Origin of the sequence: Rhodonellum sp., assembly GCF_030656585.1 — a bacterium.
Lineage (GTDB): Bacteria > Bacteroidota > Bacteroidia > Cytophagales > Cyclobacteriaceae > Rhodonellum > Rhodonellum psychrophilum.
The window spans coordinates 1-25,261 of record NZ_JAUSPP010000073.1 but is presented as its reverse complement, the minus strand read 5'-3'; the positions used below and the strand labels follow the sequence as shown (position 1 = coordinate 25,261).

General features: G+C 41.2%; 19 protein-coding genes and 1 CRISPR repeat array. Of the genes, 18 read left to right on the top strand and 1 reads right to left on the bottom strand.

Annotation, left to right across the window (positions count from 1 at the left end; translation table 11 throughout):
* Window positions 1–17 precede the first annotated feature (17 nt).
* Entirely contained in the window at window positions 18–1,052 is a 1,035-nt protein-coding gene (locus Q7J63_RS18170; protein ID WP_304888223.1) for a LacI family DNA-binding transcriptional regulator, read from the bottom strand.
* A 757-nt stretch (window positions 1,053–1,809) separates the two neighbouring features.
* Between Q7J63_RS18170 and Q7J63_RS18165 the strand changes: the two genes are divergently transcribed.
* The 18 genes from Q7J63_RS18165 (at window position 1,810) to cas2 (ending at window position 24,097) form a co-directional block, all read left to right on the top strand.
* Complete coding sequence (locus Q7J63_RS18165) at window positions 1,810–3,198, top strand: glycoside hydrolase family 30 beta sandwich domain-containing protein (RefSeq protein WP_304888221.1); 1,389 nt, start codon at window positions 1,810–1,812, stop codon at window positions 3,196–3,198.
* Window positions 3,199–3,432: 234 nt separating this feature from the next.
* Window positions 3,433–4,599, top strand: a complete 1,167-nt coding sequence (gene uxuA / locus Q7J63_RS18160) for a mannonate dehydratase (RefSeq protein WP_304888219.1) — start codon at window positions 3,433–3,435, stop codon at window positions 4,597–4,599.
* A gap of 561 nt (window positions 4,600–5,160) precedes the next feature.
* Window positions 5,161–6,804 (top strand): sodium/sugar symporter, encoded by a 1,644-nt coding sequence (locus Q7J63_RS18155; protein WP_304888218.1) that lies wholly within the window; start codon window positions 5,161–5,163, stop codon window positions 6,802–6,804.
* A 15-nt stretch (window positions 6,805–6,819) separates the two neighbouring features.
* Entirely contained in the window at window positions 6,820–8,313 is a 1,494-nt protein-coding gene (locus tag Q7J63_RS18150) for a xylulokinase (protein ID WP_304888216.1), read from the top strand.
* 103 nt (window positions 8,314–8,416) lie between these two features.
* Window positions 8,417–9,730 (top strand): xylose isomerase, encoded by a 1,314-nt coding sequence (xylA, locus tag Q7J63_RS18145; protein ID WP_304888214.1) that lies wholly within the window; start codon window positions 8,417–8,419, stop codon window positions 9,728–9,730.
* A gap of 538 nt (window positions 9,731–10,268) precedes the next feature.
* Complete coding sequence (locus Q7J63_RS18140; RefSeq protein WP_304888212.1) at window positions 10,269–11,108, top strand: HipA family kinase; 840 nt, start codon at window positions 10,269–10,271, stop codon at window positions 11,106–11,108.
* 2 nt (window positions 11,109–11,110) lie between these two features.
* A complete protein-coding gene (locus Q7J63_RS18135; protein ID WP_304888210.1) occupies window positions 11,111–11,983 on the top strand; it encodes a hypothetical protein in 873 nt (290 codons plus the stop codon).
* Window positions 11,984–12,983: 1,000 nt separating this feature from the next.
* Entirely contained in the window at window positions 12,984–13,772 is a 789-nt protein-coding gene (cas6, locus tag Q7J63_RS18130; RefSeq protein ID WP_019598347.1) for a CRISPR-associated endoribonuclease Cas6, read from the top strand.
* Between the two features lie 435 nt (window positions 13,773–14,207).
* Window positions 14,208–15,005, top strand: a complete 798-nt coding sequence (gene cas6 / locus Q7J63_RS18125) for a CRISPR-associated endoribonuclease Cas6 (protein ID WP_304888208.1) — start codon at window positions 14,208–14,210, stop codon at window positions 15,003–15,005.
* Window positions 15,002–16,840, top strand: coding sequence for a hypothetical protein (locus tag Q7J63_RS18120; protein ID WP_304888206.1), 1,839 nt, complete (start codon window positions 15,002–15,004; stop codon window positions 16,838–16,840). Before cas6 (Q7J63_RS18125) ends, Q7J63_RS18120 begins: the two co-directional genes overlap by 4 nt.
* Before the next feature lie 12 nt (window positions 16,841–16,852).
* Window positions 16,853–17,794: a type I CRISPR-associated protein Cas7 gene (locus Q7J63_RS18115; RefSeq protein WP_304888204.1), complete on the top strand. Its 942-nt coding sequence runs from the start codon at window positions 16,853–16,855 to the stop codon at window positions 17,792–17,794.
* A 3-nt stretch (window positions 17,795–17,797) separates the two neighbouring features.
* Window positions 17,798–18,583, top strand: a complete 786-nt coding sequence (locus Q7J63_RS18110) for a type I-B CRISPR-associated protein Cas5 (protein WP_304888203.1) — start codon at window positions 17,798–17,800, stop codon at window positions 18,581–18,583.
* A complete protein-coding gene (cas3, locus tag Q7J63_RS18105) occupies window positions 18,583–21,258 on the top strand; it encodes a CRISPR-associated helicase Cas3' (RefSeq protein WP_304888201.1) in 2,676 nt (891 codons plus the stop codon). The genes Q7J63_RS18110 and cas3 overlap by 1 nt, the downstream gene beginning before the upstream one ends.
* A gap of 52 nt (window positions 21,259–21,310) precedes the next feature.
* Window positions 21,311–21,679, top strand: coding sequence for a hypothetical protein (locus Q7J63_RS18100; RefSeq protein WP_304888199.1), 369 nt, complete (start codon window positions 21,311–21,313; stop codon window positions 21,677–21,679).
* Between the two features lie 19 nt (window positions 21,680–21,698).
* On the top strand, window positions 21,699–21,911 hold the full coding sequence (locus tag Q7J63_RS18095) for a hypothetical protein (protein WP_304888197.1): 213 nt from the start codon (window positions 21,699–21,701) through the stop codon (window positions 21,909–21,911).
* 4 nt (window positions 21,912–21,915) lie between these two features.
* Entirely contained in the window at window positions 21,916–22,449 is a 534-nt protein-coding gene (gene cas4 / locus Q7J63_RS18090; RefSeq protein ID WP_304888195.1) for a CRISPR-associated protein Cas4, read from the top strand.
* A 240-nt stretch (window positions 22,450–22,689) separates the two neighbouring features.
* Window positions 22,690–23,694 carry a type I-B CRISPR-associated endonuclease Cas1b gene (gene cas1b, locus Q7J63_RS18085; protein ID WP_304888193.1) on the top strand — a complete coding sequence of 335 codons (1,005 nt, stop codon included), beginning with the start codon at window positions 22,690–22,692 and terminating at the stop codon, window positions 23,692–23,694.
* A gap of 139 nt (window positions 23,695–23,833) precedes the next feature.
* Window positions 23,834–24,097 carry a CRISPR-associated endonuclease Cas2 gene (gene cas2 / locus Q7J63_RS18080; protein ID WP_304888191.1) on the top strand — a complete coding sequence of 88 codons (264 nt, stop codon included), beginning with the start codon at window positions 23,834–23,836 and terminating at the stop codon, window positions 24,095–24,097.
* A 212-nt stretch (window positions 24,098–24,309) separates the two neighbouring features.
* A CRISPR array of direct repeats spans window positions 24,310–25,257; the repeat unit is 30 nt; unit sequence CTCTTAATCGCACCATACTGGAATTGAAAT.
* Window positions 25,258–25,261: the final 4 nt, after the last annotated feature.

Here is a 25,261-nt window from a genome sequence, read left to right as displayed (position 1 = left end):
GTTTGGGTTGATGTATTTTACTGTTCTTTTTTTCGTTTTGAGGAATCCCGGATGATCAGTTCTGATCTCAGGGTGATTTTGTTGGTATTGGTAAGAATCCCTATTGTTTGCCCTTCCAAATGATTGATTAGGTTTTTCATCGCCACTTCTCCCATTTCAAATCCCGGATAATTAACCGTGGTGATGTTGGGTTCGATCAATCTGGAAATGACGTCATTGTTGAAACCAACTACGGCGATGTCTTCCGGGATTTTTATCCCCTCCAGTTTGAGGTGTCTGATGCAGCTCGCCGCGCAGGCATCGTTAGACACAAACAAGCCGTCCGGCAATGGTTTCAGGGCCATGATTTTTTTGACGATACCTTCTCCCGCGTCTTCATTGAGGTCGGAGTGGATAACCAATGCGTCTTCAAAGGCAAGGCCTTTGTCCAATAGTGCGTATTTATAACCTTTCAATCGATCCGCATAGACGTTGATTTTGATATTGCCGAGGACATGGACGATTTTTTTGCAACCCTGCTCTATCAAATGGTTGGTGGCTTTGTAAGCAGCTTGGATGTTGTCAATGGTGACTCCCGTGCAATCCTCACACTCGGCGATCCTGTCAAAGAAAAGAACGGGAGTGCCTTTTTTCATAAATGGCTTGAAGTGGTCGATCTTTTCGGTGTTGGCGGCCAAGGAGACCAGAAGTCCATCTACCCGGCTGTTAAACATCGTGTGCACATTGGCTATTTCTTTGTCGTAAGATTCAAGGGATTGACTGATGATCAGGTTGAATCCCGCATCTGTTGCCACTTTTTCCATTCCAGCGATGACCGAGGATTGGAAACTGCTGTTCAGTCTGGGCACAATCACACCGATGTTGTGTGTTTTTTTGCTCCTCAGGTTGGCGGCAAAAACATTGGATTGATAGCCCATTTTCAGTGCTGCCTCAAAAATCCTCATTTTTGTTTTTTCCTTGACGGCCGGATGGTTATTGAGGGCCCTGCTGACGGTGGTGGGGGATACACCAAGGTCCTTTGCGATGTCGTAGATGGTTATTTCTTTTTCCATGGTTGTTGATTGGAATGCTTTTTCGGCAGCATGTGCCTGATTGATTTTGATTGCATTCACTTGGGTAAATCAAGATACCTTTTTTATTCAATATTCGCTTTTCCTTCTGTACTTGGAAAAAGCGTGGTTTTCAAAAGTATCTGATTTTAATTTTATTTCAAAATAAAAATATGAAATCGGTTGTATTAAATTTATTATTTTGTTTTTGATCTCAATTCAATTTTTTGAGTTTATAAAGTGAATAAAACCAAGCTATTATTTTTCTGTCGGCAAATTGTTTTAGGAGTTTTATGGAGGACGATGAACTTAAAGTCTTAAAATTTATCCTGCAACTCGGTCCAATTCTGTTGGGATTTAGTAGTTAAGCTGGATTGTCCAGGATTATAATATTGTCAATTCTGCTTAAACGATCTTAAAAACTGAAAATAGCGTCTGTTTTGTGGGATAACGGAACAAAATTCCATTTATTAATTTCAAGAAATGGGAAGGATTGAACCGCTGTTGAATTTTTATAAAATAAAAATATGAAATCGGTTGCAAAAATAAATCGATTTCCTCAAGTTTATGGGCGCAAATCGTACCAATTGACCATCTTCCCATTGCCGAATCAACCTTGTCACGGCCGTAGGGCAGGAAATTGGAGCAATTGGAGGGATAGAATTGGCAATGCACAACAAGGGTTTAATCCTCCGTATTTGATCATTCCAGGGGTTCACAAAGTCATCTGCTGTTTTTCTATTTTTAAAATCAATATAACATGAAGTTTAGTTTAATAAATACTTTCTTTTTTATTCTTGCCCTGGGCGCCGTGGGTTGTGGCGCCGAAAGCTCCGTGGATCCAGCACCCAATCCAAGCCCAACTTCACCACCTGCTGCCACCGCTGATATCCTTGCCAATCCCAACGTGACCCATCAGGAAATGATCGGTTTTGGGGGAGCATTGACCTGGTGGAGTGATCGGATCGTTTCCAGTCCCAAATCGGAGGAAATCTATGCATTGATTTTTGATGATTTGGAAATTGATATCCTCCGGCTAAAAAACTGGTACTACCCAAGTGATTATCCCAACAATAAATCGCCGGAACAAATGGTCAGCAACGGTGACCTCACGATGTTCAACGCCACCAATGTTTTTTATGAAAAAGCCAAAACCCGCAACCCGGATATTGAAGTCATGCTGTCTTCCTGGGGACCTCCAGCAGCCTTGAAAAGCAATAACAATTTAAGGGAAGGAACGCTGAGAAAAGTTGGAGATCGGTTTATGTACACCGAGTTTGCCCAATATTGGGAAGATATTTTGGACAATATTGCCTTTTCGCCGGATTACCTGAGCATCCAGAATGAACCGGGTTATGTCAACGCTGGCTGGACAACCTGCGCATGGGCCGCAACAGAAAATGAAGCCATGGCAGGCTATGACAAAGCCATCGAAAGTGTTTGGGAGAAAATAAAAAACAGAGCGGAAGTCCCGAAATTGATAGGTCCCGAAACCGAAAACCAAACCGCTTGGAGCAATTTCATGCCTTTCCTTGCCCAGAAGGATTACATTTCCCATTATGGCTGGCATCCCTACAACTTCAACGAGGGCACACAGATCGAGCACACAGACCTATGGTTGGGAGATATCAAAACCAGATTTGGCAACAAACCCAATATCATGACGGAATATTCCAATATGTCTTGGTTCAAGACCGGAAGATTCATCCACCGGTCCCTGACATTGGCCAATGCTTCGGCCTATGTTTATTGGGAGTTGGTCTGGGGTGATCCCAACCGGACAGATTTCCCCTTGATCAATATCGATGCCTCGGGAAATTACAATACCACCGGTTACTATCATTTGATCAAACATTTCTCTAAATTTATCCACAAGGGATATCGGAGGATTGAGGTGACTTCCAGCATCACTTCCCTGGAGGTGTCTGCCTATATCAACCCTGCGGGAACCCAAGTCACCTATGTGATTCTCAATCCCGATTCGCGGGAATTGGATTACAAAATTAAAGTGAAGGACAAAGTGGTAAGTGGTCTTAAGGGATTTCAGAGTACCGAGGGGATTTACTTTCAAGAAATCAAAAACCTTAGTCCGGATTCCTCCATCAAAATCACCCAAAACTCCATCACCACGATCGTAGCCGATATTTGATGGAGTGGCTTGAAAGGAGGAATGCTTGTCCGGGTCAATTCCTGGAAAATGGTCTCGAGGCTTTGGGGAAACGCTTCCAACAATTGGATCCAAGATGAAGGGTAAAAATGCAATTTGAATCTGCCAGCAAAATGAATCCAGGGAATAGTCAAATGCGCATGGCTGTCAAGATTTCCTTGGGCAAACACAAAAAGTATAAAGTAAGATTTTAGAATGATCAATAAAAAAGGTTCTATGAAGTTAACACAATCTTGGCGCTGGTACGGACCAAATGATCCGGTGTCCTTGTCCGATATCCGTCAGGCTGGCGCTTCGGGCGTAGTGTCCGCTTTGCATCAGTTGCCACATGGAGAAATCTGGCGAGAAGATCAGATCATGGAACGCAAAAACATGATCGAAGCTGCTGGTTTGGAATGGGTGGTCGTGGAGAGTTTGCCGATTCACGAAGCCATCAAAACCCGAAACGGGGATGTGGAGCACTATCTGGAAAACTACCGGATTAGCCTTCGGAATCTTGCTGCTTGTGGACTCAAAACCATCTGTTACAATTTCATGCCGGTCTTGGATTGGACCCGAACGGACCTTGCCTATGCGTTACCCAATGGGGCAAAAGCCCTTTATTTTGATTGGACGGACATTGCTTTCTTTGACCAACATATATTGAAAAGGGCAGGGGCAGAAAAAAGTTACTCCTCCGAAATAAATGCGGAACTGCTAAAAAGGCTGGACGAATTTGACACTGAAAAAAGGAGACAACTCGAAGAAGTCGTCTGCATGGGCGTGCCCACCGAAGGCAGCGTCAGTGTGGAATCCCTTAGGGAAAGCCTGGAAATTTACAGGCCCATCGGAAAATTGGGCTTGAGGAAAAACCTTGCTTATTTCTTGGAATCCATTTCAGATGTTTGTGAGGAAGAAGGGATCAAGATGACGCTGCATCCTGATGATCCACCTTTCCCGATTTTGGGTCTGCCCAGGATCGCCTCCAACCTCGAAGATCTCCAATGGATACTCGAAGAGGTGGATAAACCTTTCAATGGCATTTGCTTCTGTACAGGTTCATTGGGTGCTGGACCTTTCAATGACCTTCCCAGGATATTGCGGACCATTGGAGGCAGGGTTTATTTTGCCCACCTGCGAAATGTGAAAAAGGATGCTTTGGGAAATTTTCATGAATCGGACCACTTGGAAGGCGATGTGGATATGGTGACGGTGATGCGGGAATTGGTGCGGCTCAACCAAGAACGTTCCGAGCCGATCCCTTTCCGACCTGATCATGGACATCAAATGCTGGATGACCTCGAAAAAACCACCAACCCCGGCTATTCGGCCATCGGAAGATTGAAGGGGCTGGCAGAACTGAGAGGATTGGAGTTGGGGATTTTGTCCTCCCAGAACCAATAAACCCCGAAATATGCATTGGATTTCCAAATGGGGTCGAAACTGAAAGAAATTCACATCACTAGAAGACTAATTCCTGAAGATATGAGCATGACGCCAAAAATTGTAAAGGAACGTTGATCATCAAGGGATTTCAGGCTGGTACTGAATGGGCAATGCACCATACGGGTGGAATACAAGAAATCTGGGCTGAGGAGAAACAGACTTAGGAGATAAGCATTTCTATTTACTTCTCAAATCCTTGTCTTCAGGTCTGTGAGGGCACAAAACTGTGGTTGGAGAGCAATTCACCTGTGGGTTTCAAGCATTAGCGTCCAGTATTTTAAGAGATTTTCAATTCAAGCAAATCTATGGTATTGTTGGGATAGTGAAATAAAAACAAACTAAAAATAAAAAATGAATCGATTATATTGGGAGTACCTCCTTTTTCCCCTTATAAAGAGAAGGTTTTGTTTAAGATCGTATGGGAATGTCCAGCATAATTATCAAAAAACTTCAAAATCATAGTTTGAAAAGTTTATCTTTGAAATTCTCAAAATCAAATAACCCCAACCTCGTTTACTTATGTTATTAGAACCTTTAGACCTAGCAGTATTCATAGGATATTGCCTACTCATTATCGGCATGGGTCTTTTTGTCTCCAGGGAGAAAAAAGGCCATGTCAAAAACTCACAGGATTATTTCCTTGCCTCTAAAGCACTTCCTTGGTGGGCTGTAGGAGCATCGCTGATCGCATCCAACATTTCTGCTGAGCAGTTTATCGGGATGTCGGGTTCTGGATTTGCCCTGGGTTTGGCCATTTCCACTTACGAATGGATGGCGGCGATAACCTTGTTGGTGGTTGCGATTTTCTTCCTGCCGATCTACATGAAAAAGGGTATTTATACAATGCCGGGATTTTTGCTTGACCGATACGATACAAGGGTAAGGACCACAATGGCCATTTTCTGGTTGTTGTTGTACGTTTTTGTCAACTTGACCTCTGTCCTTTATCTGGGCGCTTTAAGTTTGAACACGATATTGAATGTGCCAATGGTTTACGGGATCCTTGGTTTAGCGGCATTTGCCATGATTTATTCCATCTATGGTGGCTTGAAGGCGGTTGCCTGGACAGATGTCGTCCAGGTTTTCTTTTTGGTGGCCGGTGGATTGGCCACGACCTACATCGCATTGTCGATGGTGGGATCTGGCAGCGCTTGGGATGGGATTACTTTGTTGAGAAATGAAGTTCCCGGACATTTCTCCATGATCCTTTCCAGAGGTGAAATGATGATTCCTGACGGACAGGGAGGCACAAGAGACGCTTATCAAGATCTTCCCGGAATCTCCGTTTTGGTCGGTGGCATGTGGATTACCAACCTGAGTTATTGGGGATTTAACCAATACATCACGCAAAGGGCTTTGGCTGCCAAGAATTTGGATGAGGCGCAGAAAGGGATGATTTTCGCAGGTTTCCTGAAATTGTTGATGCCCTTGATCGTCGTTATTCCAGGAATTGCAGCGTATGTGATTGTACAAAATGGGATTGATGTAGGGTTTATCGAATCGATGAAAGATCCTGTGACAGGCATCATCAAATCGGATAGGGCTTATCCTACCTTGTTGCAGTTGTTGCCTACGGGCTTGAAAGGATTGGCATTTGCGGCCTTGACTGCTGCGATTGTTTCTTCGCTTGCTTCGATGGCGAACAGTACTTCCACGATTTTCACCATGGACATTTACAAGAAATATTTTGGTCAGAATGCTTCTGAAACCAAGCAAGTAAAAGTGGGAAGGATTACCGCGGCAGTTGCGTTTATTGTGGCTGCACTTGTTGCCCCGGCATTGGGACAATTGGATCAGGCCTTCCAGTTTATCCAGGAATATACCGGATTTATCAGCCCAGGTGTTTTTGCCATCTTCTTTTTCGGGGTTTTCTGGAAAAAAACCACTTCCAATGCGGCCTTGACAGCAGCAGCATTGAGCATTCCGCTTTCGGTTGTGCTCAAAATAGGCTTCCCAAATCTACCATTCCTGGATAGGATGGGGGTTGTTTTCTTGGTCCTTGCCTCCTTGATGATTATCATCAGTTTGGTAGAAGGAAAAGGCAAAGACCATCCAAATAGCATTGAAATCTCCAAAGACCTGTTCCAAACCAGTACAGCTTTCAAGATCGGTGCTTTTATCATTGTAGGGATTACAGCAGCACTATACATCGTGTTCTGGTAAAATGAACAATTTAAAATGAGAAGATTATTAATAGGATATGATATTGGGAGTTCTTCGGTAAAAGCCACTTTATTGGATGCTGATTCCGGTAAAGTCGTTGCCTCAGAGGGTTTGCCCAAGATAGAAATGACCATCGATGCACCACAAAAAGACTGGGCCGAACAGGATCCCATGATGTGGTGGAAATACATCGTGGAGACCACCCAAGCCATTGTGAAGAATGGCCATATCCAAAAAGGAGAACTGAAGGCAATCGGGATTTCTTACCAGATGCATGGCTTGGTCTTGGTGGACAAAAACCAGGAAGTGATCCGCCCCTCCATCATCTGGTGTGACAGCCGGGCGGTGGAAATCGGAAACAAAGCTTTTCAGGAATTGGGAGCGGACTTTTGTCTTCCCCATCTCTTGAATTCCCCGGGAAATTTTACTGCCTCCAAGCTCAAATGGGTCAAAGAAAATGAACCTGAGAAGTATGCAAGGATTCATAAGGCCATGCTCCCCGGTGATTTTGTCGCCATGCAACTTACGGGAGAAATACTGACTTCTGAGACAGGTCTTTCTGAAGGGATCTTTTGGGATTTCAAAGCCAATGGCCTTTCCCAAAACTTGCTTGACCATTATGGCATTGATGCCTCTATTTTGGCGAAGGCAGTTCCTTCTTTTTCCGAACAGGGAAAAGTGACAGAAAAGGTCGCTGCACTTTTGGGCATTGAAGCAGGTGTACCCGTGACCTACAGATCCGGTGATCAACCCAACAATGCATTTTCATTGAATGTCTTGGAAGAGGGAGAACTGGCCACCACGGCCGGAACATCCGGGACTGTTTATGGCGTAAGTACACAAGCGGTATATGATCCAAAATCAAGAGTAAATACCTTTGTACATGTCAATCATCGCCAGGAAAACCCCCGTTATGGTGTCTTGCTTTGCGTGAACGGCACAGGGATTTTAAATTCATGGCTGAAAAAAATACTCGGTGGCGAAAGCATTTCCTATGAGGAAATGAATGTTTTGGCCTTGGAAGTTCCGGTTGGTGCAGAAGGATTGAATTTCATCCCCTTCGGCAATGGAGCGGAAAGGATCATGGAAAACAAAGGCCTTGGTGCCCATCTTTCAGGTCTGAATCTATTGAAGCACGACAAGAGACATGTGCTCAGGGCTGGACAGGAAGGAATCGTCAGTGCCCTGACCTATGGTTTCAACATCATGAAGGAAATGGGGATGAACATGAAAACGGTCAAGGCGGGAAGGGCAAATATGTTCTTGAGTCCACTGTTCAGGCAGGCTTTCATCAACATGAACCAGGTTTCGCTTGAACTCTATGACACCGATGGCGCTCAGGGAGCCGCTAGGGGCGCAGGAATCGGAGCGGGAATTTATGCTTCTCCGAAAGAGGCTTTTGGTGGTCTGGAAAAACTCGCCTCCCTCGACCCAGAACCGAAATTGGTCGCCCAATATGCCGAGGTGTACGCCAACTGGCTGAGTGCGCTGGAGAAGGTGCGGAGCTGATCAGGAAATGCCAGCGATCTTGGCAAAACAATAATTTTATACAACAAACAATATCCGGAGCCCAAGATGGTCTTCGGTCTATCACAACAAAACCTATTTAACCATGTCGAAAACATTTTTCCCAAACATCGAAAAGATCAAGTTTGAAGGAAGGGATTCCAAGAATCCTTTGGCTTTTAAATTTTATGATGAAAACAAAATCATCGCAGGAAAGTCCATGAAGGACCATTTCAGATTTGGCATTGCCTATTGGCATTCCTTCTGCGGAAATGGCGGAGATCCATTCGGTCCCGGTACCATCGTACATCCTTGGGATGCCGATGCCGATCCCATCCAACGTGCCAAAGACAAAATGGATGCGGCATTTGAATTCATCACCAAAATCGGAGCGCCCTATTATTGTTTCCATGACATCGATTTGATCGACGAAGGCGCTGATATCGCCGAATATGAACACAGAATGAAAACCATCGTGGAATATGCCAAGCAAAAGCAGGCAGAAACCGGCGTGAAATTGCTTTGGGGCACAGCCAATGTGTTCAGCAATCCACGGTACATGAACGGGGCTTCCACCAATCCTGATTTTGATGTGGTGGCTTGGGCCGGTACGCAGGTAAAGAACGCGATAGATGCTACCATCGCCCTTGGTGGAGAGAACTATGTGTTCTGGGGTGGGAGAGAAGGATACATGTCCTTGCTCAACACCGACATGAAAAGGGAAACCGAACATCTTGCCCAGTTCCTGACCATGGCCAGGGACTACGCACGTTCCAAAGGGTTCAAAGGTAACTTCCTGATCGAGCCGAAGCCGATGGAGCCTACCAAACACCAGTATGATTACGATGCAGCCACTGTCATCGGGTTTTTGAAGCAGCATGGATTGGACAAGGATTTCAAGTTGAATCTGGAAGTCAACCATGCCACACTTGCCGGTCATACCTTCCAACATGAGTTGCAGGTAGCGGTGGATGCAGGAATGCTCGGCAGCATCGATGCCAACCGTGGTGATTACCAAAACGGCTGGGATACCGACCAGTTCGCGATCAACTTGCAGGAGTTGACCGAATCGATGTTGGTGATCCTGGAAAGCGACGGTATCCAAGGGGGTGGTGTAAACTTTGATGCGAAGCTGAGAAGAAATTCCACCGACATGGAAGATCTGTTTCATGCCCATATCGGCAGCATGGATGCTTTTGCAAGAGGCTTGTTGATTGCCAGTGAAATCCTGGAAAAATCCGAGTACAAGTCGATGAGAAAGGAAAGATATGCCTCTTTCGACGCCGGCAAAGGAAAGGAGTATGAAACCGGTAAACTCAAACTAGAAGACCTTAGGGCACATGCCTTGTCAGTAGGGGAGCCTAAGCAAACCAGCGGAAAGCAGGAGCGGTATGAAAACATATTGAACCAGTTTATTTAGTCTCGAAAGGGAATAAGCTTTAGAAAAGGACCGATGATGGAAATCATCGGTTTTTTTGTGGGTTTAAGGGGTAGGATTATACGTGTATTTTGATTGCAGAATGAATGCAAACACCCACTTTAAACTAACATCACCAATAAATAGCCGCCTTCCCTTGCCAATTCAAGAAAATGACGGCATCTTGTTTCACCCGAATTCTAAGACAGCGGAAAAGTAACGTAGGGCATCTAACTTGATTAAGTTAGATGGAAATGTGCAATAGGTTTCCAAATGGGATTGAAATGGGAAGAAAATCAGACTATTGGGAGAATAAATTCCTACATCGAAAGGGTGAAGTTAAAAATAGTAAATATCCGATTGATTATCAGTTAATTGTAATGTTGAATTGCGTTCACAATGCATAAAACGGGTTTAATGAAATGAAAATCAATCAAATACCCCAATAATGTTCGCTTAAATGGCAAAAGCAGAAATCGAACTTTGTGTCAAACTTAAAGCGAGTGAAAAAATGCATTTTTAATTAAAAACAGGGACCCGGATGATTGATTCAATTAAGAGCCTAAATGCAATAGCGGTTATTTCAGAAACCAACACAAAAGGTAGTTCCCCCCTTTTCGTTATAGCTGAGGATGATCAAGAATATTTTGTCAAAGCTTCTTCCGTTCAACCACCGAAAATGGAGTTGATCAATGAGTTGATTTGTTCTTATTTTTTGAAATGTTGGAATATCCAAACTCCTGAAATTGCTTTGATAAAATTTGACAAGCAGGTTGTGGATGCCTATACTAAAGAAAAGGGGCCACTATCATGGAAGTACAAGTCAATAGATTTTGAAAAAGAAATTTGCTTTGCCTCAAGACAGATTAAACCAGTTATTGAGTTTGAAAAGTATATAAAAGGATTGGGCAAGAAACAGGACTTTCATCTCTTCAGGAGGCCATTGGATTTTTTAAAAATCGGCGTTTTCGATATCTGGGTAGCCAACAAGGACAGAAAGCCCGAAAATCCTAACATCCTTGTCAGTGGCTTCGGTAAATTTGATTTTAACCCCATTGACCATGCTGCAGCATGGGGGTATTTAAGTCATCCAATGGATATAACCATTCCAAAACTTCATTTGGAAGAAAAATTCAGAATCTTAAATGTACCCCTATCAAAATCTATTGCTAAATTTGCAAAAATATCGGAACTTAAAGAACTTCAGTTGGAGATACATGAAAATATCCTAACTACACTGAAATATTTGGATTTCATTTTTGAACAAGTGCCTAAAGAATGGGGTCTTAGTGACAAAGGGAAAAACAAAATTAGACATGTCCTTGCGGATAATGGAAGAATCCTTTCCATATCGAATAGTTACCTGTCCTATCTAAAATAATTATGATCAGCCAATACAGCATCTTAAAATTTGTCAATAACGACATCAGCCAGGAGAGTATCTCCCTAGGATTGATGGTGATGTCTGGCCAAAATTTTTTCTATAAAATCTCCCTTGAAAAAATTAAATTGGCGAACAAACTTAACCCGGGAAGTAAAAAATTATTGGATTTTTCAATTAAGAACTTAGAAAATTATTTCAATTTCAATAGAAATGGCTTGGCTCTTTTTTCTCCCAAAAACAGTGAATATCATGAGTATTTTTCAAGGCTGGCAGATTACAACAATGGAATATTACAGTTTAGCAAGCCAGCTTCCATTAAAAAAGAGTTCGATAGGGAGAGTTTTAAATTGTATTTTGAAAAATTTATTGGCAAAGTGGATGCCGAAATGGAATCCATTCAAGCACCTTCATTATTTCAAAATGAAATTGAACAAAAACTGCATCTTCCATTGAAGGAACAGATCGATGTCAATTACACATTGAAACAGGATTCTTTGCCCTCACTATTTTTTGATTTCCATTTTGATGGTTTGGGTTATAATGGAGCCATGTATGGTTTGAAAAGTATAGACTTTAATGCCAAGAAAAACATTTCCGCCATTAAAGCTGAAATTGCAGAATTTGAAAGTGTGATAGACAGACTAAATAAGTTCGCAGAAAAAAAAGACATTAGTGGGGATCACCAATACTTCTTGATTGTTGACCCTTATATTGGCCATAAACCATCCTTCAATGAGTTGTATGGGATATTGAAAAATGCGGATATGCCGTCCTTTAAATTGGCTAATTCTGGGGAAATTGTACCCATAGTGATGGAAATAAAGAAAAACAAAGCAAAAAAATTCTCCAGCTTGTTAGAAGCTGACCAATAGCATACTCATATTTTAAGAGTGCCCAAGCCTAAGTGATTGATAAATGGAAGTAAATTGAGTTGCTCCAAAAAAATTCTCATAAAAAGTAATTGGGTTGATCTTATTTGAAACCCAATTTTTCCTCGTTTATCCTTGGGGCTTCAATGATCAAACCTGTGTTATTCATTACCATTTCTATACCAGAATTCAATGATCTGACAATCAATTAGGTTCACATTTTTTTTTTGATTTCAATAATTCGGTAACATGACTTATTTAATCCAATGATCTGATTTTTTTGAAGTTCCAATCCCAATGGGAAACGGAATGCATATTTCTATCTAATTCACATCAAGTTAGCTGTTTTGGGTTACTTTTCCACTGTCTTAGAATCCGGGTTAAACCCTTAAGTCAGGTTGGAAAAAGGCCATTAGCCCCTGACTATCTCCCCAAAATAGAAAATTACAAATGCCCGATTTAAACCTGTAATATTTTCCAATTTTATTCCGGTCGGAAATTATTTTAGAATCATTTGTTTGCAAATTTTTGACTTTACCCCATCAGAAATATTCAATGTCCAGCCGATCTTCTAATTTGTCTTTTTTTGTGGGTTGGAATTTTTCAAAATCCTGTGAAAAACAAAAAATATAGATATATGGATTTTATATAAGATTAAACAGGTAAATGGGGTTGAAATATACCCTGTTTCAGGTATTTTTTATTAAGAACGGAATGTCTACTTTGCATTACGAAAGATTTAGTCTTTTATCGAAATTTATCGAGACAGGTAGCGTCAATTTGTTGCAGTCGGATCGGTTTTGTACTAATTTGTTGGCGTTTCCAGACTGTTTTAGGGAAAACAAGTTGTCAGTCGCTTTCTTATGGATGAGGAATAAATTGGTTGTTGCCGCAACGTGGAGCTTGGCAATGGGGCATTGAGAAGCACATAAAGATGTGCGAGCAGGTGGACAAATACAGCAGTTCAGAATTTATTTTTACAGCGTTTTATTTAACATAACAGATGCAATTTTTACTTCAATTACAAAGGATTGGGAAAAGTGGCTTTTTGCCTTTGAATTATCAATATGAATTGTCTTCCGCCATTTATAAGGTTTTGGAGCAGGCGGATGCGGAATACAGTCAATTCCTTCATTTTGAGGGTTATCAATACGAAAACAAGCATTATAAACCTTTTACCTTCTCCTTGTTGAAATTCGATAATTTTATCATCCATCCTGAATTCAACAGGTTGGAACATACCGGAACAAATGTCACTTTGGATATCCGCTTTGCTGTGGACCGGGCAGCGGAAGGATTCATCAGAGGCCTGTTTTTAAACCAAAAGATAGGATTGGGCGACAAGCTGAGCCAGGTGGATTATGAGGTTGTGCGGATTGAGGCGGCAGCCCCGGTTTACTTTTCGGATGAAATGCAATACAGTTGTCTTTCCCCGGTTTTTTTGAGTGCTGTCCGAAAAGATGGAGGAGCGGATTATCTTTCGCCAGAGGACGAACGATACTCCTGCGTTTTTAAGACCAATTTGCTCAGAAGATTTTTGAGCTTTCATCCAGAGGTCGTCGGTTTGAAAGACCTGGACAGCTACTGTCCCGAAATTTCCTTTTCGCTCATAGGTAAGCCAAAAAAGAAAGGAATCACCCTAAAATCCTTCAGCGAAAAACCCATCAAAGTCATCGGTTATCAGTTCGATTTCAAGCTGAAAGCTTCCCCGATCCTTCAGGAGCTCGGGTATTACGGCGGGTTTGGGAGCAAGAATGCGATGGGCTTCGGCTGCGTGGGGGTTTTGGCTTGATGGGAGATTGAAATTCCCGCTGACTGAAAGAAGGATTAATTTAATATTCCAATTAAAAGCACTAGTATAGAATTGAATAATAAGAAAATATACATTTATACCAATATTATTTCAATAATTGAGGGTGAAAAATACCCTGAAGAGGGTATTTTTTCTTAGCCAAAAGATGGGTAGGTTTAAAACAGTAACTATTTAGAGAAGCAAGTCGAAAACCAAAGGTTTAATTCATCTGATTTGTTGGTGCCGATGAAATGACTCTCGGTTTTCATCACAATGATTTGTGTGCATTTCAATTTTAATACATTTAAAAATTTACAGTTGGGCGTTATTACAATTCATTTAGTTTTAAAATTATATAAATCGTGACAGCTACAGTCAATTGTTTGATATAGAACTTTTCAAGGCATAGATTACCCAGAATATAACCAAAAGCAAATGCGATTTAGGATCAATCTTGAAAAAATGGGGAGAAATGAATTTATTCCCATCAATTACCAATATGAATTGTCTTCAGCTATCTACAGAGTCATTGATCGTGCGGATGGTGATTTCAGTAAGTTTTTACATGAGGAGGGATATGCGGCTTATGGAAAACGGTTTCGGTTGTTTACTTTTTCAAGGATAGAATTCCAGGGTTTTAAGGTCATTCCTGAGGCGGGAAGGATTTCCCATTTTGGGAATACAGCCAGTTTTACCATCAGCTTTTTAATAGACAAAGCAGCCGAAGAATTTATACGAGGCCTATTTATGGCCCAAGAACTGATCATCGGAGACAAAATTAGTCAGGTACATTTTACTGTCACGGCAATTGAGGCAGTAGCGCCACCGCATTTTATAGAAACAATGCAGTATCGGAGTAAATCTCCATTGTTTGTCAGAAGGAAAAGGGCGGATGGTGGAGAGGATTATTTACATCCAGATGACTCCGATTATGGCATCTTGTTGATGCAAAATCTAATTTCCAAATCCAAGGCCTTTGCCTTAAGTACCGGAGATGACCAAGAATTTAAAGCTGTGCTTCCTGATTTCAGTTTCCGACCACTGGGCAAAATCCATAAAAACGGTGTCAAGATCAAACAGCTCACAGCCCAACAGAGCATGCTAATCGGCTATATGTTTGAATTTGAGTTTAAGGCCCCAGTGGAATTACAGGAAATCGGTTATACTGCCGGCTTCGGGCATTTGGGGAGTCAGGGATTTGGTAGTGTGGAGGTTAAAAATGAGAAAATATGATTAAAGAGCTAGCAGAATTTGTAAATGACATTCCTGTTTCAGTAAAGGGCTTGGCAGTTGAACCTAAAGTAGGACTTCACATCCTTATTGAGTTTGATGAAGAGGGTGCCGGGCAAGTAAAAAATAGTGAACGATACTTGGGTAGAAAGCATGGGGCACCTTCGCAATTTTTAAATGACTGCGCTGCGAGACAGGAAGCAGGCTGGATGATTGATACCAATAAATGTTTTGATCTGCCAATGAAGGGATTGCACTCGGCGAGTCCTTACTGTATTGCTTTTAAGCGGGAGTCCTGGATTGGGGGCGACAAATATCCGGTAGATGGCAAAAAAGCCAACCTAATTGAGCGTTTTGAAACGTATTTTGGAAAAACTTTCGAAGAGAAATTTGGTCTGGATGAGACTGAGAAACAGAAAACAATACAGTTTAAATTTTTTTTAAAAAACGAAATGAACAGCTTACTGGAGGCAAATCCTGTTTACGCAGAATTGGAAGGGAGTGATTATGTTGTTTTTTACAGAGATGAACCATTAGAAAAATACCGAGCTTTCCAGGCTACATATCTATCAGAAGGCTTATTCAATACAGCAGAATATAATATTGAAGTTGAAGGAGAAATACTGGGTACAAGTAATTTCTATAACGGCTTCAACAGTAAAAAGCCATTTCTTACCCATCAAACGGCCTCTTTTGACATCACTTCCAGAATTAGTGCCCGGGAAGCCAAGGCCTTGTCCGAATTTCAAGTATTTGCTAACAAACGATTGATACCCAACCCGACCCCCATTTTCATAGATAGGTCGGACTTAACCCAAGAGGCTATCAACCTATTTCACAGGGCATCAGATCAAATAATCTCCCATCGGGAGATTATCAGTGAATTATGGAAAAGAGAGAAGGATCTGGGTAATTATTACCTCCTTTATTTTTCTAGTGGAGCCATACATGATTTTGACTATGTGAGCAAGTTCAGATATTACCTCAGTGAAGAAAAAGACACTGATGGTGATACTGTATATTGGAATATTGAGAACGTTACCGAAATCAGAGATAAGGACAAATTACCGAAACCTTCAATTCGTCTAAAATCCGTTTTTGACTTTGAGCGTATTGTGGTCAGAGAGCTTTTTAACAATGCGTTGGTCAAAATTGATGAGAAAAAAGGGAGTATGAACATGCGCTATTTTGACGAAATGGATTCCAAATACTATCGTTCGGCTCTGTTTACTCTAATCCTCAAATATCGAAAGCCTGTCTATGACTTTATTTATAAATCTATTCGTAGCAGTATAGGTAGGCAGCAGTTCGAGGATATCTGTATGACTGGCATTATGGACGATATCAGAAACCAGGATAGTAATAAAGAATACGCCATTAAATCAAAATTGAACATCTACTTTAGTTTGTGCCCGCATTTTGACAAAACCAATCAACAACATATTATGCCAAGTAAAATAGAAACACATAAAACCGAAATAGCCAAGGTGGTGGATGGTGCAGATTTCCACTTTGCCACGGATGATGCCTATGCCTTTGGGGCAGGCCAATTGATATATTTCCTGCTTTCAAAAAGCGAGGCAGGAGACCGAACCCATGCAGTACTGGAGCCATTCTTGCAAAAGACAAATCATGCCCACTTTAATGAAGCAATCGCAGGTATTTTGCTTAAGTACAAGCATGCTATCGGCTTTGACTACAAGCGCTTCAATAAACTTGCCGGGGAGGTACTTGCTTATGAGCCTACGACAGGACTGCAGCAGCTGCGTCCTACGCTATTGGCAGGCTATTTCTGCCCCAATATTCTCTTCACCAAAAAATCAGATTCTCCATCCTAAAATATTCTTACCATGAGCAAATTCAATAAAAGAGCCTACGGGGCTGCAGTGATCAAAAGCATCAATTCCAACTACAATGCTGATTTCACCCACCAACCCAGAACCCTTCCTGATGGCCGTATCTATGCAACCGACAAAGCTTTGAAATACTTAGTGAGAAACTATCTTAAGCATGAGACAGAGGATAAGATTTTTTTCTATAAAACATTTAAAGAAGATACTCTTAACCCACGCTCATTGGACGAGACCTATGTGAAATACTTTGGAGAGATACCCAAAGGGGAAGGCAAAGGGGTAGAAAAAGAAGCTTCAAAGAAGCGTGAGATGCTTGGAAATCTTTTAAAAAGTCTTGATATACGTTTGTTCGGAGGTACTTATGCAGGATCAACTAATTTATCCCTACATGGTCCAGCACAAATTACTCACGGCTTAAACCAATTTGTAAGAGGGGAAATCTATTCTGAGCAGATTATGTCACCATTCCGAAATTCTGCAGAAGGCAAAGAGGATTCTGCCATGACTACACTTGGCTCACAGTCTAAGTTGCGGGAAGGACATTACGTTCATGGAATTTCCGTAAACCCCAAAAATCTAACAACACTGACCGAGCTGTCCGGGACAGACAACTATCTATCTGACAGCGACATTGAAAAGTTAAAATTGGGTTTGCGAAGAGGAGCAACCTACTACGACTCCTCCGCCAAAGCTGGAACAGATAATGAACTTCTGCTGTGGGTAGAACTAAAGGAAGGTTCCAAACTCGTGTTGCCGTCTTTCACAGAACTCATCAAAGTTCTGGATACCGAAAAGCGGGAAATTGACCTTGCCAAAATAAGCAGATTGCTTGCACAAGACCATGTTAAATCCGAATTGGATAAAATAGAGATCTATTACAATAAGGTCATTACCACAGTCATCAATTTGCCTGAGGGTGCAATCGAAAAAGACCTCTAATCCATGGAAAGATTAGTATCCATTGATTTAGAGTCGGATTTTGGTTTTTTGCGAAAGCCGGATACCAATGAAGGCATCTCCATGAGCTATAACATGCTGCATAAACCAAGCCTGCTCGGTATATTCGGAGCTGTTTTGGGATTGGATGGCTATCAAAAGCGTGGGGTACTGCCGGATTATTACCAGCAACTACAGCATTTGAAAGTGGGTATTGCCCCCTTGAGGGATGAAAGGGGCAATTTTCAGAAAACAACCATTATTTATACCAATACGGTAGGCTATGCCAATAAAGATGGGAACTTTATTGCTTACGAAAACACCTTAATAAGCCCATCTTACCGAGTTTATGTGGCGCTAAGCGATGAAAACCCTTTGTATCATTCCCTAAAAAATGGACAAGCTGAGTACATTCCATACTTGGGTAAAAATGAATTTCCGGTATGGTGGAAGCCTGAAAGCTTCCAAGAGTATGCGCTGGATCCGTTTGATTTTGATCAGGAATATCAGGTAGCTTCACTGTTTTGTAAGAAGGATGGAGAAAGTAGCAGGATAAAGGAATTCGGTGGAAATACCCTGGGCTTTGCCGCCATGTTCACAAAGTATTCTCAATCTTTTTTCTACTTCGAGCGATTGCCTGTTGGTTTTCATGAGTTTGAGGTGAAAAAGCGTGGAAAGGAATACCAGTATCAAATGGCTCCTTTTGTTTATTCCAATGCCAAATTTGCCTCGGATTACCGATTGGAGAATCTATACAGATTAAAAGACAATCAAGTGGTACAGCTCAACTGATGATGAAGTCATTCAAAGAATTGATATCTGAGGTACAGGTTTGCACGCTACTCAAAAACGCGGATCATTACCTAGCGCACACTCCGAATGAAACACTGGGAGAACATATGGGGCTAGTGACCCATTATTTTCAGGAGTTGATCGCTGTACATGGGCTTGAACCTTTGATAGATGAGATGCTATTAAAGCTCTGCAAAGATGCTGAGAACCTTGCGCCTTTTGCCAAAAAACTATTTTGGCAGGCGATCCTGTACCATGATTTTGGGAAAGTAAATGAGAACTTCCAGCGGAAGCTTGATAATACTTCTCATTTTCCAAAATCCATACAGAACGGGATTGATTCCCAGCATTCTGTTTTGAGTGCTTTCCTGTTTTTGATACACCAGCTTTCTGATGGTTTTGAAATCCTGGAAAAGGAGCCCCTGAAGGATCAGCAAAAGATGATAGCTTTCACTTTTGCGCTTGCCCATACGATAATGCAGCATCATAATCCGAGTTTAGATGATTTGTCCGCAGAAAAATCTCTTGACAAACTCAATAGCCAATTATGCAATGAATTAGCAAAATATCTGGACTGCTACAACAAACCTTTTCACGCACAATTGGTAGCGGGGATTCATTCCCTACGAAAAAATAATGTTCACTTTGAGAAATTGGATTTTGAATGGTTCGCACTGATCAGGTTAAATTTCTCATTGCTTACTGCGGCAGATTATTATGCCACTTCGCATTATTGTAACAAGTGGGGAAGTTTCTACGATTCCTTTGGGGTATTGACAGCTATTCAGAGTTACAAGCATATCTTAGCTCTGATGCATACACATTCCCATAATAAATATTTATACAAACACTTTGAGGAAATTGCTTCCAAAAGTCCTGACACATATAGGCAAAAGTCTCCGGGCAATCTAAACAATCTTCGATCAAGAATGGCTGCTGAAATCATTCAAAAAGTGCGGGAGCAATCAGACGGTCGCCTTTTTTACCTAGAAGCGCCTACCGGAGGAGGTAAAACCAATATGGCTTTCATCGCCTCCATGGAGCTACTTCAGGCTAATCCGGAACTGAATAAAGTGTTTTATGTATTTCCATTTACTACGCTGGCAACCCAGACCCTTCAGGTATCACAACAGACTCTTGGCCTGGAGCCAGATGAATGGATAGAGCTGCATGGCAGGGCCGCATGGAAGGAAAAGGTAACAAAGGAGGAAATAAAAGATGGGCTTTATGGTGAAGATAGGCAGGACGATATTCATAACCAGTTTGTAAACTACCCATATACGTTTCTAAGTCATGTGCGCTTTTTTGATATCCTAAAAGCTGATGAAAAATCCAGTATCTACCTGATGCACCGTTTGGCTAATAGTATAGTAGTAATAGATGAGATACAGGCCTATAATCCCGATCTATGGGACAAAATGGCCTATTTGCTAAAATCTTATGCGCAAGCCCTTAATATCCGCTTTATTGTCATGTCGGCAACCCTGCCCAAAATAGGTTCATTGGCTGATGCTGATTTTTGCTATCTGCTTCCTGATGCCATAGATAGGTTTTTTACCAATCCGAATTTTGCTGACAGAGTAAGTTTTAGTGACGAACTATTGGCTAGAAAACAACCGAAAAAGGAGGGTCGCAAAGATTACCTGAACTGGCTGGCGGATGAAATCCATGAAAAATCTGAAGCCTATCGGTCTATAAACGGACAGGTGAGGACAATTGTAGAATTTATTTTCAAAAAATCAGCTACAGAATTTGCTACACTTGCTGAGAAGGTATTTCATGGATACACGATCCACGTATTGAGTGGGACCATTCTAGAGCCTAAAAGAAAGGATATCATTCGGCAGTTGAAATCTACCGGTGATACAGAGAAGAATGTGTTGCTAATCACCACCCAAGTGGTTGAGGCAGGAGTGGATATTGATATGGACTTAGGTTTTAAAAACCGCTCCATAATTGACTCAGAGGAGCAACTGGCTGGGCGTGTCAATAGAAATGTGAAAAAGGAGGGCTGCACTGTGTATCTATTTGACTTGGATGATGCAAGTGTGATCTATGGAAAGGACAGAAGGTTTAAGGAAACCCGTCATAGTATGGAAAAGGATTATTTCAACATCTTACGAACCAAGCGGTTTGACCAGCTTTATGAAAAAGTTAAGGAATGGCTGGATCTCTCCAATCAGGAAAAAGGATTAGCAGGAACGGGCAGGGATTTTCGAGAGCAGTTGATAGGAAAACTCAATTTCCCGAAGGTGGATTCTGAGTTTACTCTGATTTCCCAGTCCAATGTCAGTGTTTTTGTTCCTTTGGAAATTAGGGTTAAGGACGGGATTGATGAGGATTTCACGCTACAGCAACTTGAATTTTTAGAGACCTTCGGTGTGTTTCCTCTAAATAATTGTTTATCGGGAGAAGATGTGTTTAACCTATACCGCAAGTTGATTATGGATCGGACAGAAGTCTTTACGGATAGAAAACGGAATCTGAAAATGCTGCAATCCATTATGGCGATGTTCACGTTCTCACTCTTTTCGGAATCAAAACTGGTCAAAGAACTGATTCAGGGAGGCAATAGGGAAGAATATGGTTACCTGTACCTGGTCAGCCATCGGGAGGTGTACGATTACGATAAAGGATTGCTTGACCAGAAGTTTAGCGAATTGATATTTATTTGACCAGCCCTTCAAGTTTTTTTAAAACATTGAAGGGCTAAAAAAAACTGAAACAATGGCCGATCCACGAATACCCTTGGAACCTGAGTGGATGTACCACATCTGGACCCATGCTAGCGGGAGTGAAAACCTTTTTCGGTACGCTGAGAATTACCGGTATTTTCTTGAGAAATATACTCATTACGTCTACCCTATTGAGGATACCTTCGCCTGTTGCCTGATGCCCAATCATCTTCACTTGATGGTAAGGTTTAGGATTGTAGAGGAGATTATAAACCTTCAAGGTTTGGAGTGGGATGCCAACTTCTTGAGTCAACCCCTAAGTAACCTGTTTAATGCTTATACAAAAGCCAATAACAAAATGTATTCTCGAAAAGGCAACCTGTCTGTTTATTCCCCGATTTCATCGAAAGCTTATAGATAAGGATAGCTATTTTACCGCCTTGATTGCCTATATCCACAATAATCCGGCGCACCACGAGTTTGTGACGGATCCTGCTGATTGGCCACATAGCAGCTGGCATACTTACCTGATGGCTAAGCCTACAAAACTTTCAAGAAAGGAAGGAATAGCGTGGTTTGGAGGAGCAGAAGCATTTGTTAAATTTCACCGGATGCAGAAAAACAGGGAAGTTATTTTACAATTCGAAGACTAATCCCATGCAAATCAACGCCACCCTTATAAATCTATATCACATCTGCAAGCGGGAATGCTGGCTCCATTCGCATGGAATCACCATGGAGCATACAAGTGATACTGTGTATGACGGTAAGTTGCTGCATGAAAACAGCTATTCCGGCCGCAGTGAAAAACATTCAGAAATGATTGTTGAAGCCATTTACAACGGTATCAGCCTTACTGGAAAAGTAGATTTTTACGATTCGAGGCAAAAGATTATCCATGAAACAAAGCGTGGAAACAAGGTAGAACAAGCACATGTCTGGCAAGTGAAATTCTATTTGTGGATGTTTCAACTAAATGGAATTGAGGGAGCAACTGCAATACTTGAATATCCCCTTTTACGGAAAATCGATCGTGTGGAGCTCACAGTGGACGACATCCGTTATCTTATCCATGCAGTGTCAGAAATTGCAAGTCTAAAAAATAGCGACCATTGTCCATCAGTGATCAATGCCAAAATTTGTGAAAGCTGCAGCTATTTTGAGCTTTGCTACGTAGGGGAATCCATTTAATGATTTTGGGTCTCTTGCGATGATTTAGGTTGTTTTTTAATACAATATGATACAACAGTGAACTGGAATCTCGATGTGTTTTTTCTCGTTTTGAATTGGACTTATCGGGAAATTTGAATCAATAGTAGTTTTAGTGACTTGGAAGAAAAAAATAAGAATAGGGAAAAAATCAAATTAATACTCAAAAAAACTCATTAAAGAAGAAGTTTTCATGATCTCTAAATCCCTAAAAAATATCCGATGAAAAAAACCTATTACCTTTTTAATCCAGGTCGGTTAAGCCGAAAGGATAATACCCTGAAGTTTTTGCCTGTGGATGAATCCGGTATAGAAGGAACGCCAAAATATATTCCGGTTGAAGCGGTTTCTGATTTTTATTGCTTTGGCTCTTTGGATGCCAACAGTGCGTTGTATAATTTTTTAGGAAAAAATGGTATAAGTGTGCATTTCTTTGATTATTACGAACACTATACAGGGAGTTTCCAGTCGAAAGAATATTTATTGGCAGGTAAGATGCAGATTCAACAAACTGTTCATTTTATGAGGTTGGACAAAAGGATAAAAATAGCCCAGAAATTTGTAGAAGGTGCGGCATTTAATATCGTCAAGAACCTCCGGTATTACCTTAACCGTGATAAGGATTTGAGCGGACAGATTGCCAGAATCCAACAGCTGAGTGAAAAGATAGTGGGCTGCGAGGAAATTGATGTTTTGATGGGAATAGAGGGGAATATCAGGCAAGTGTATTACGAGGCGTTTGATATCATCCTGAAAGATCATGCCATGGAAGGGAGGAGTAAGCAACCGCCCATGAATGAGGTAAATGCCCTGATTTCCTTTGGTAATATGATGTGCTACACGCTTTGTCTGGGTCAGATTTACCATACCCAGTTAAATCCCACGATCAGTTTCTTGCATGAGCCTGGCTATAGGAGATATTCATTGGCCTTGGATTTGGCTGAAATTTTCAAACCTATCTTGGTTGATCGAACAATCTTTAGGGTTTTGAACAAAAAAGAAGTACAGTCCAAGGATTTTGATTTTCATGTCAACAGGGTAGTTCTCAAGGAATCCGGAAAAAAAGCGTTCATCAAAGCATTTGAAGAGCGCCTGAATGAAACGATCAAACATCGGACCTTGAACCGTCAGGTAAGTTATAAGCATTTGGTGAAGCTGGAATGTTATAAATTAAGCAAGCACATGTTGGAAATAGAGACCTATCAACCTTTTAAAATTTGGTGGTAGGAGAGTGGTTTTCATATGAATGAGCAAATTTAAGTTTGTGAGAATTGTATGAAAGTGGTTTTTAGGGAGGATGGTTTTTTTTTAGGGTAAAAATTAGTGTAGGTTTTCAGGATAGGGCATAGATTTAAAGAGGAAAGAGATGTATGTGATATTGGTTTATGATATGGGAGAGCGGAGGGTGGTTAAAATGTTAAAACACTGTAGAAAATATCTCAATTGGATTCAGAATTCCGTTTTTGAAGGAGAAATCACAGAGGTCAAATTAAAGGAGTTGGTATTGGGAGCCAAGAAATTCATGAAAGAGGAGGAGGATAGTTTGATTATATTTAAAAGTCGAAATGAGAGATGGCTAGAAAAAGAAATCATTGGTCAGGAGAAAAACGATTTAGGGACGTTTTTATGAGGATTTGATTGTCGAAGGAGATTTTTTTTAAAGACTGGAGCATTTCAGAAGCACTACTCATTCCCAAAAACCCACCAAAACATCAGGAAAGCCAGTTGTCGCATCCCCAGCAAAAACGGGTCATTACAGGTCGACGAGAAAAATCTTAGTTTTATATCTGGAGAAGTGCCAAATGCGCTTGAAAATGCCTATTATTGTCTGAAATACCCCGGCTCTTAATCGCACCATACTGGAATTGAAATATTCAAATCCAAACTTCTCAAGGTAAAAAATCCTTTCTCTTAATCGCACCATACTGGAATTGAAATTGTCAAAAGATGGTTCTTTTGTTTTTCTTAATGGAACTCTTAATCGCACCATACTGGAATTGAAATAAGGAAATTTCACCTGTCTTGTTTGTTTCACCATCCTCTTAATCGCACCATACTGGAATTGAAATTTGCAAATAAACCAATGTTAGAAGCCTATAAAAAGGCTCTTAATCGCACCATACTGGAATTGAAATGTTGAAACCGAACAAACCACCTTTTACGGAACAGTACTCTTAATCGCACCATACTGGAATTGAAATAAGGGGATGTAGGTTCTTGAGCGCCTAATTCAGTGTCTCTTAATCGCACCATACTGGAATTGAAATGGGTTTTTGTTGATTTCGGTCTGATGATTGTTTTTCTCTTAATCGCACCATACTGGAATTGAAATGTGGTGTTGATTGCTGTAAGGAATGCGCCCTTGGGCTCTTAATCGCACCATACTGGAATTGAAATGAGGCCAATTCATTCACGGACAATGCCCTGGAATGCTCTTAATCGCACCATACTGGAATTGAAATTGATAAATACCTTTTACCCTATCTTCGAGGAATGTCCTCTTAATCGCACCATACTGGAATTGAAATAAATGAAAACACAGAAACAATTAAAGGTATTCGTGCTCTTAATCGCACCATACTGGAATTGAAATAGGTTTACACCTGCTTCAAACTGCCCTTTTCCGAGCCTCTTAATCGCACCATACTGGAATTGAAATGGGAGAGCCGGGTCCAGGTGGAAGTATAGAAGATGCTCTTAATCGCACCATACTGGAATTGAAATGGGATATTTTAAAATCTAAGTTGTTTGTCACCAAGTCTCTTAATCGCACCATACTGGAATTGAAATGGGG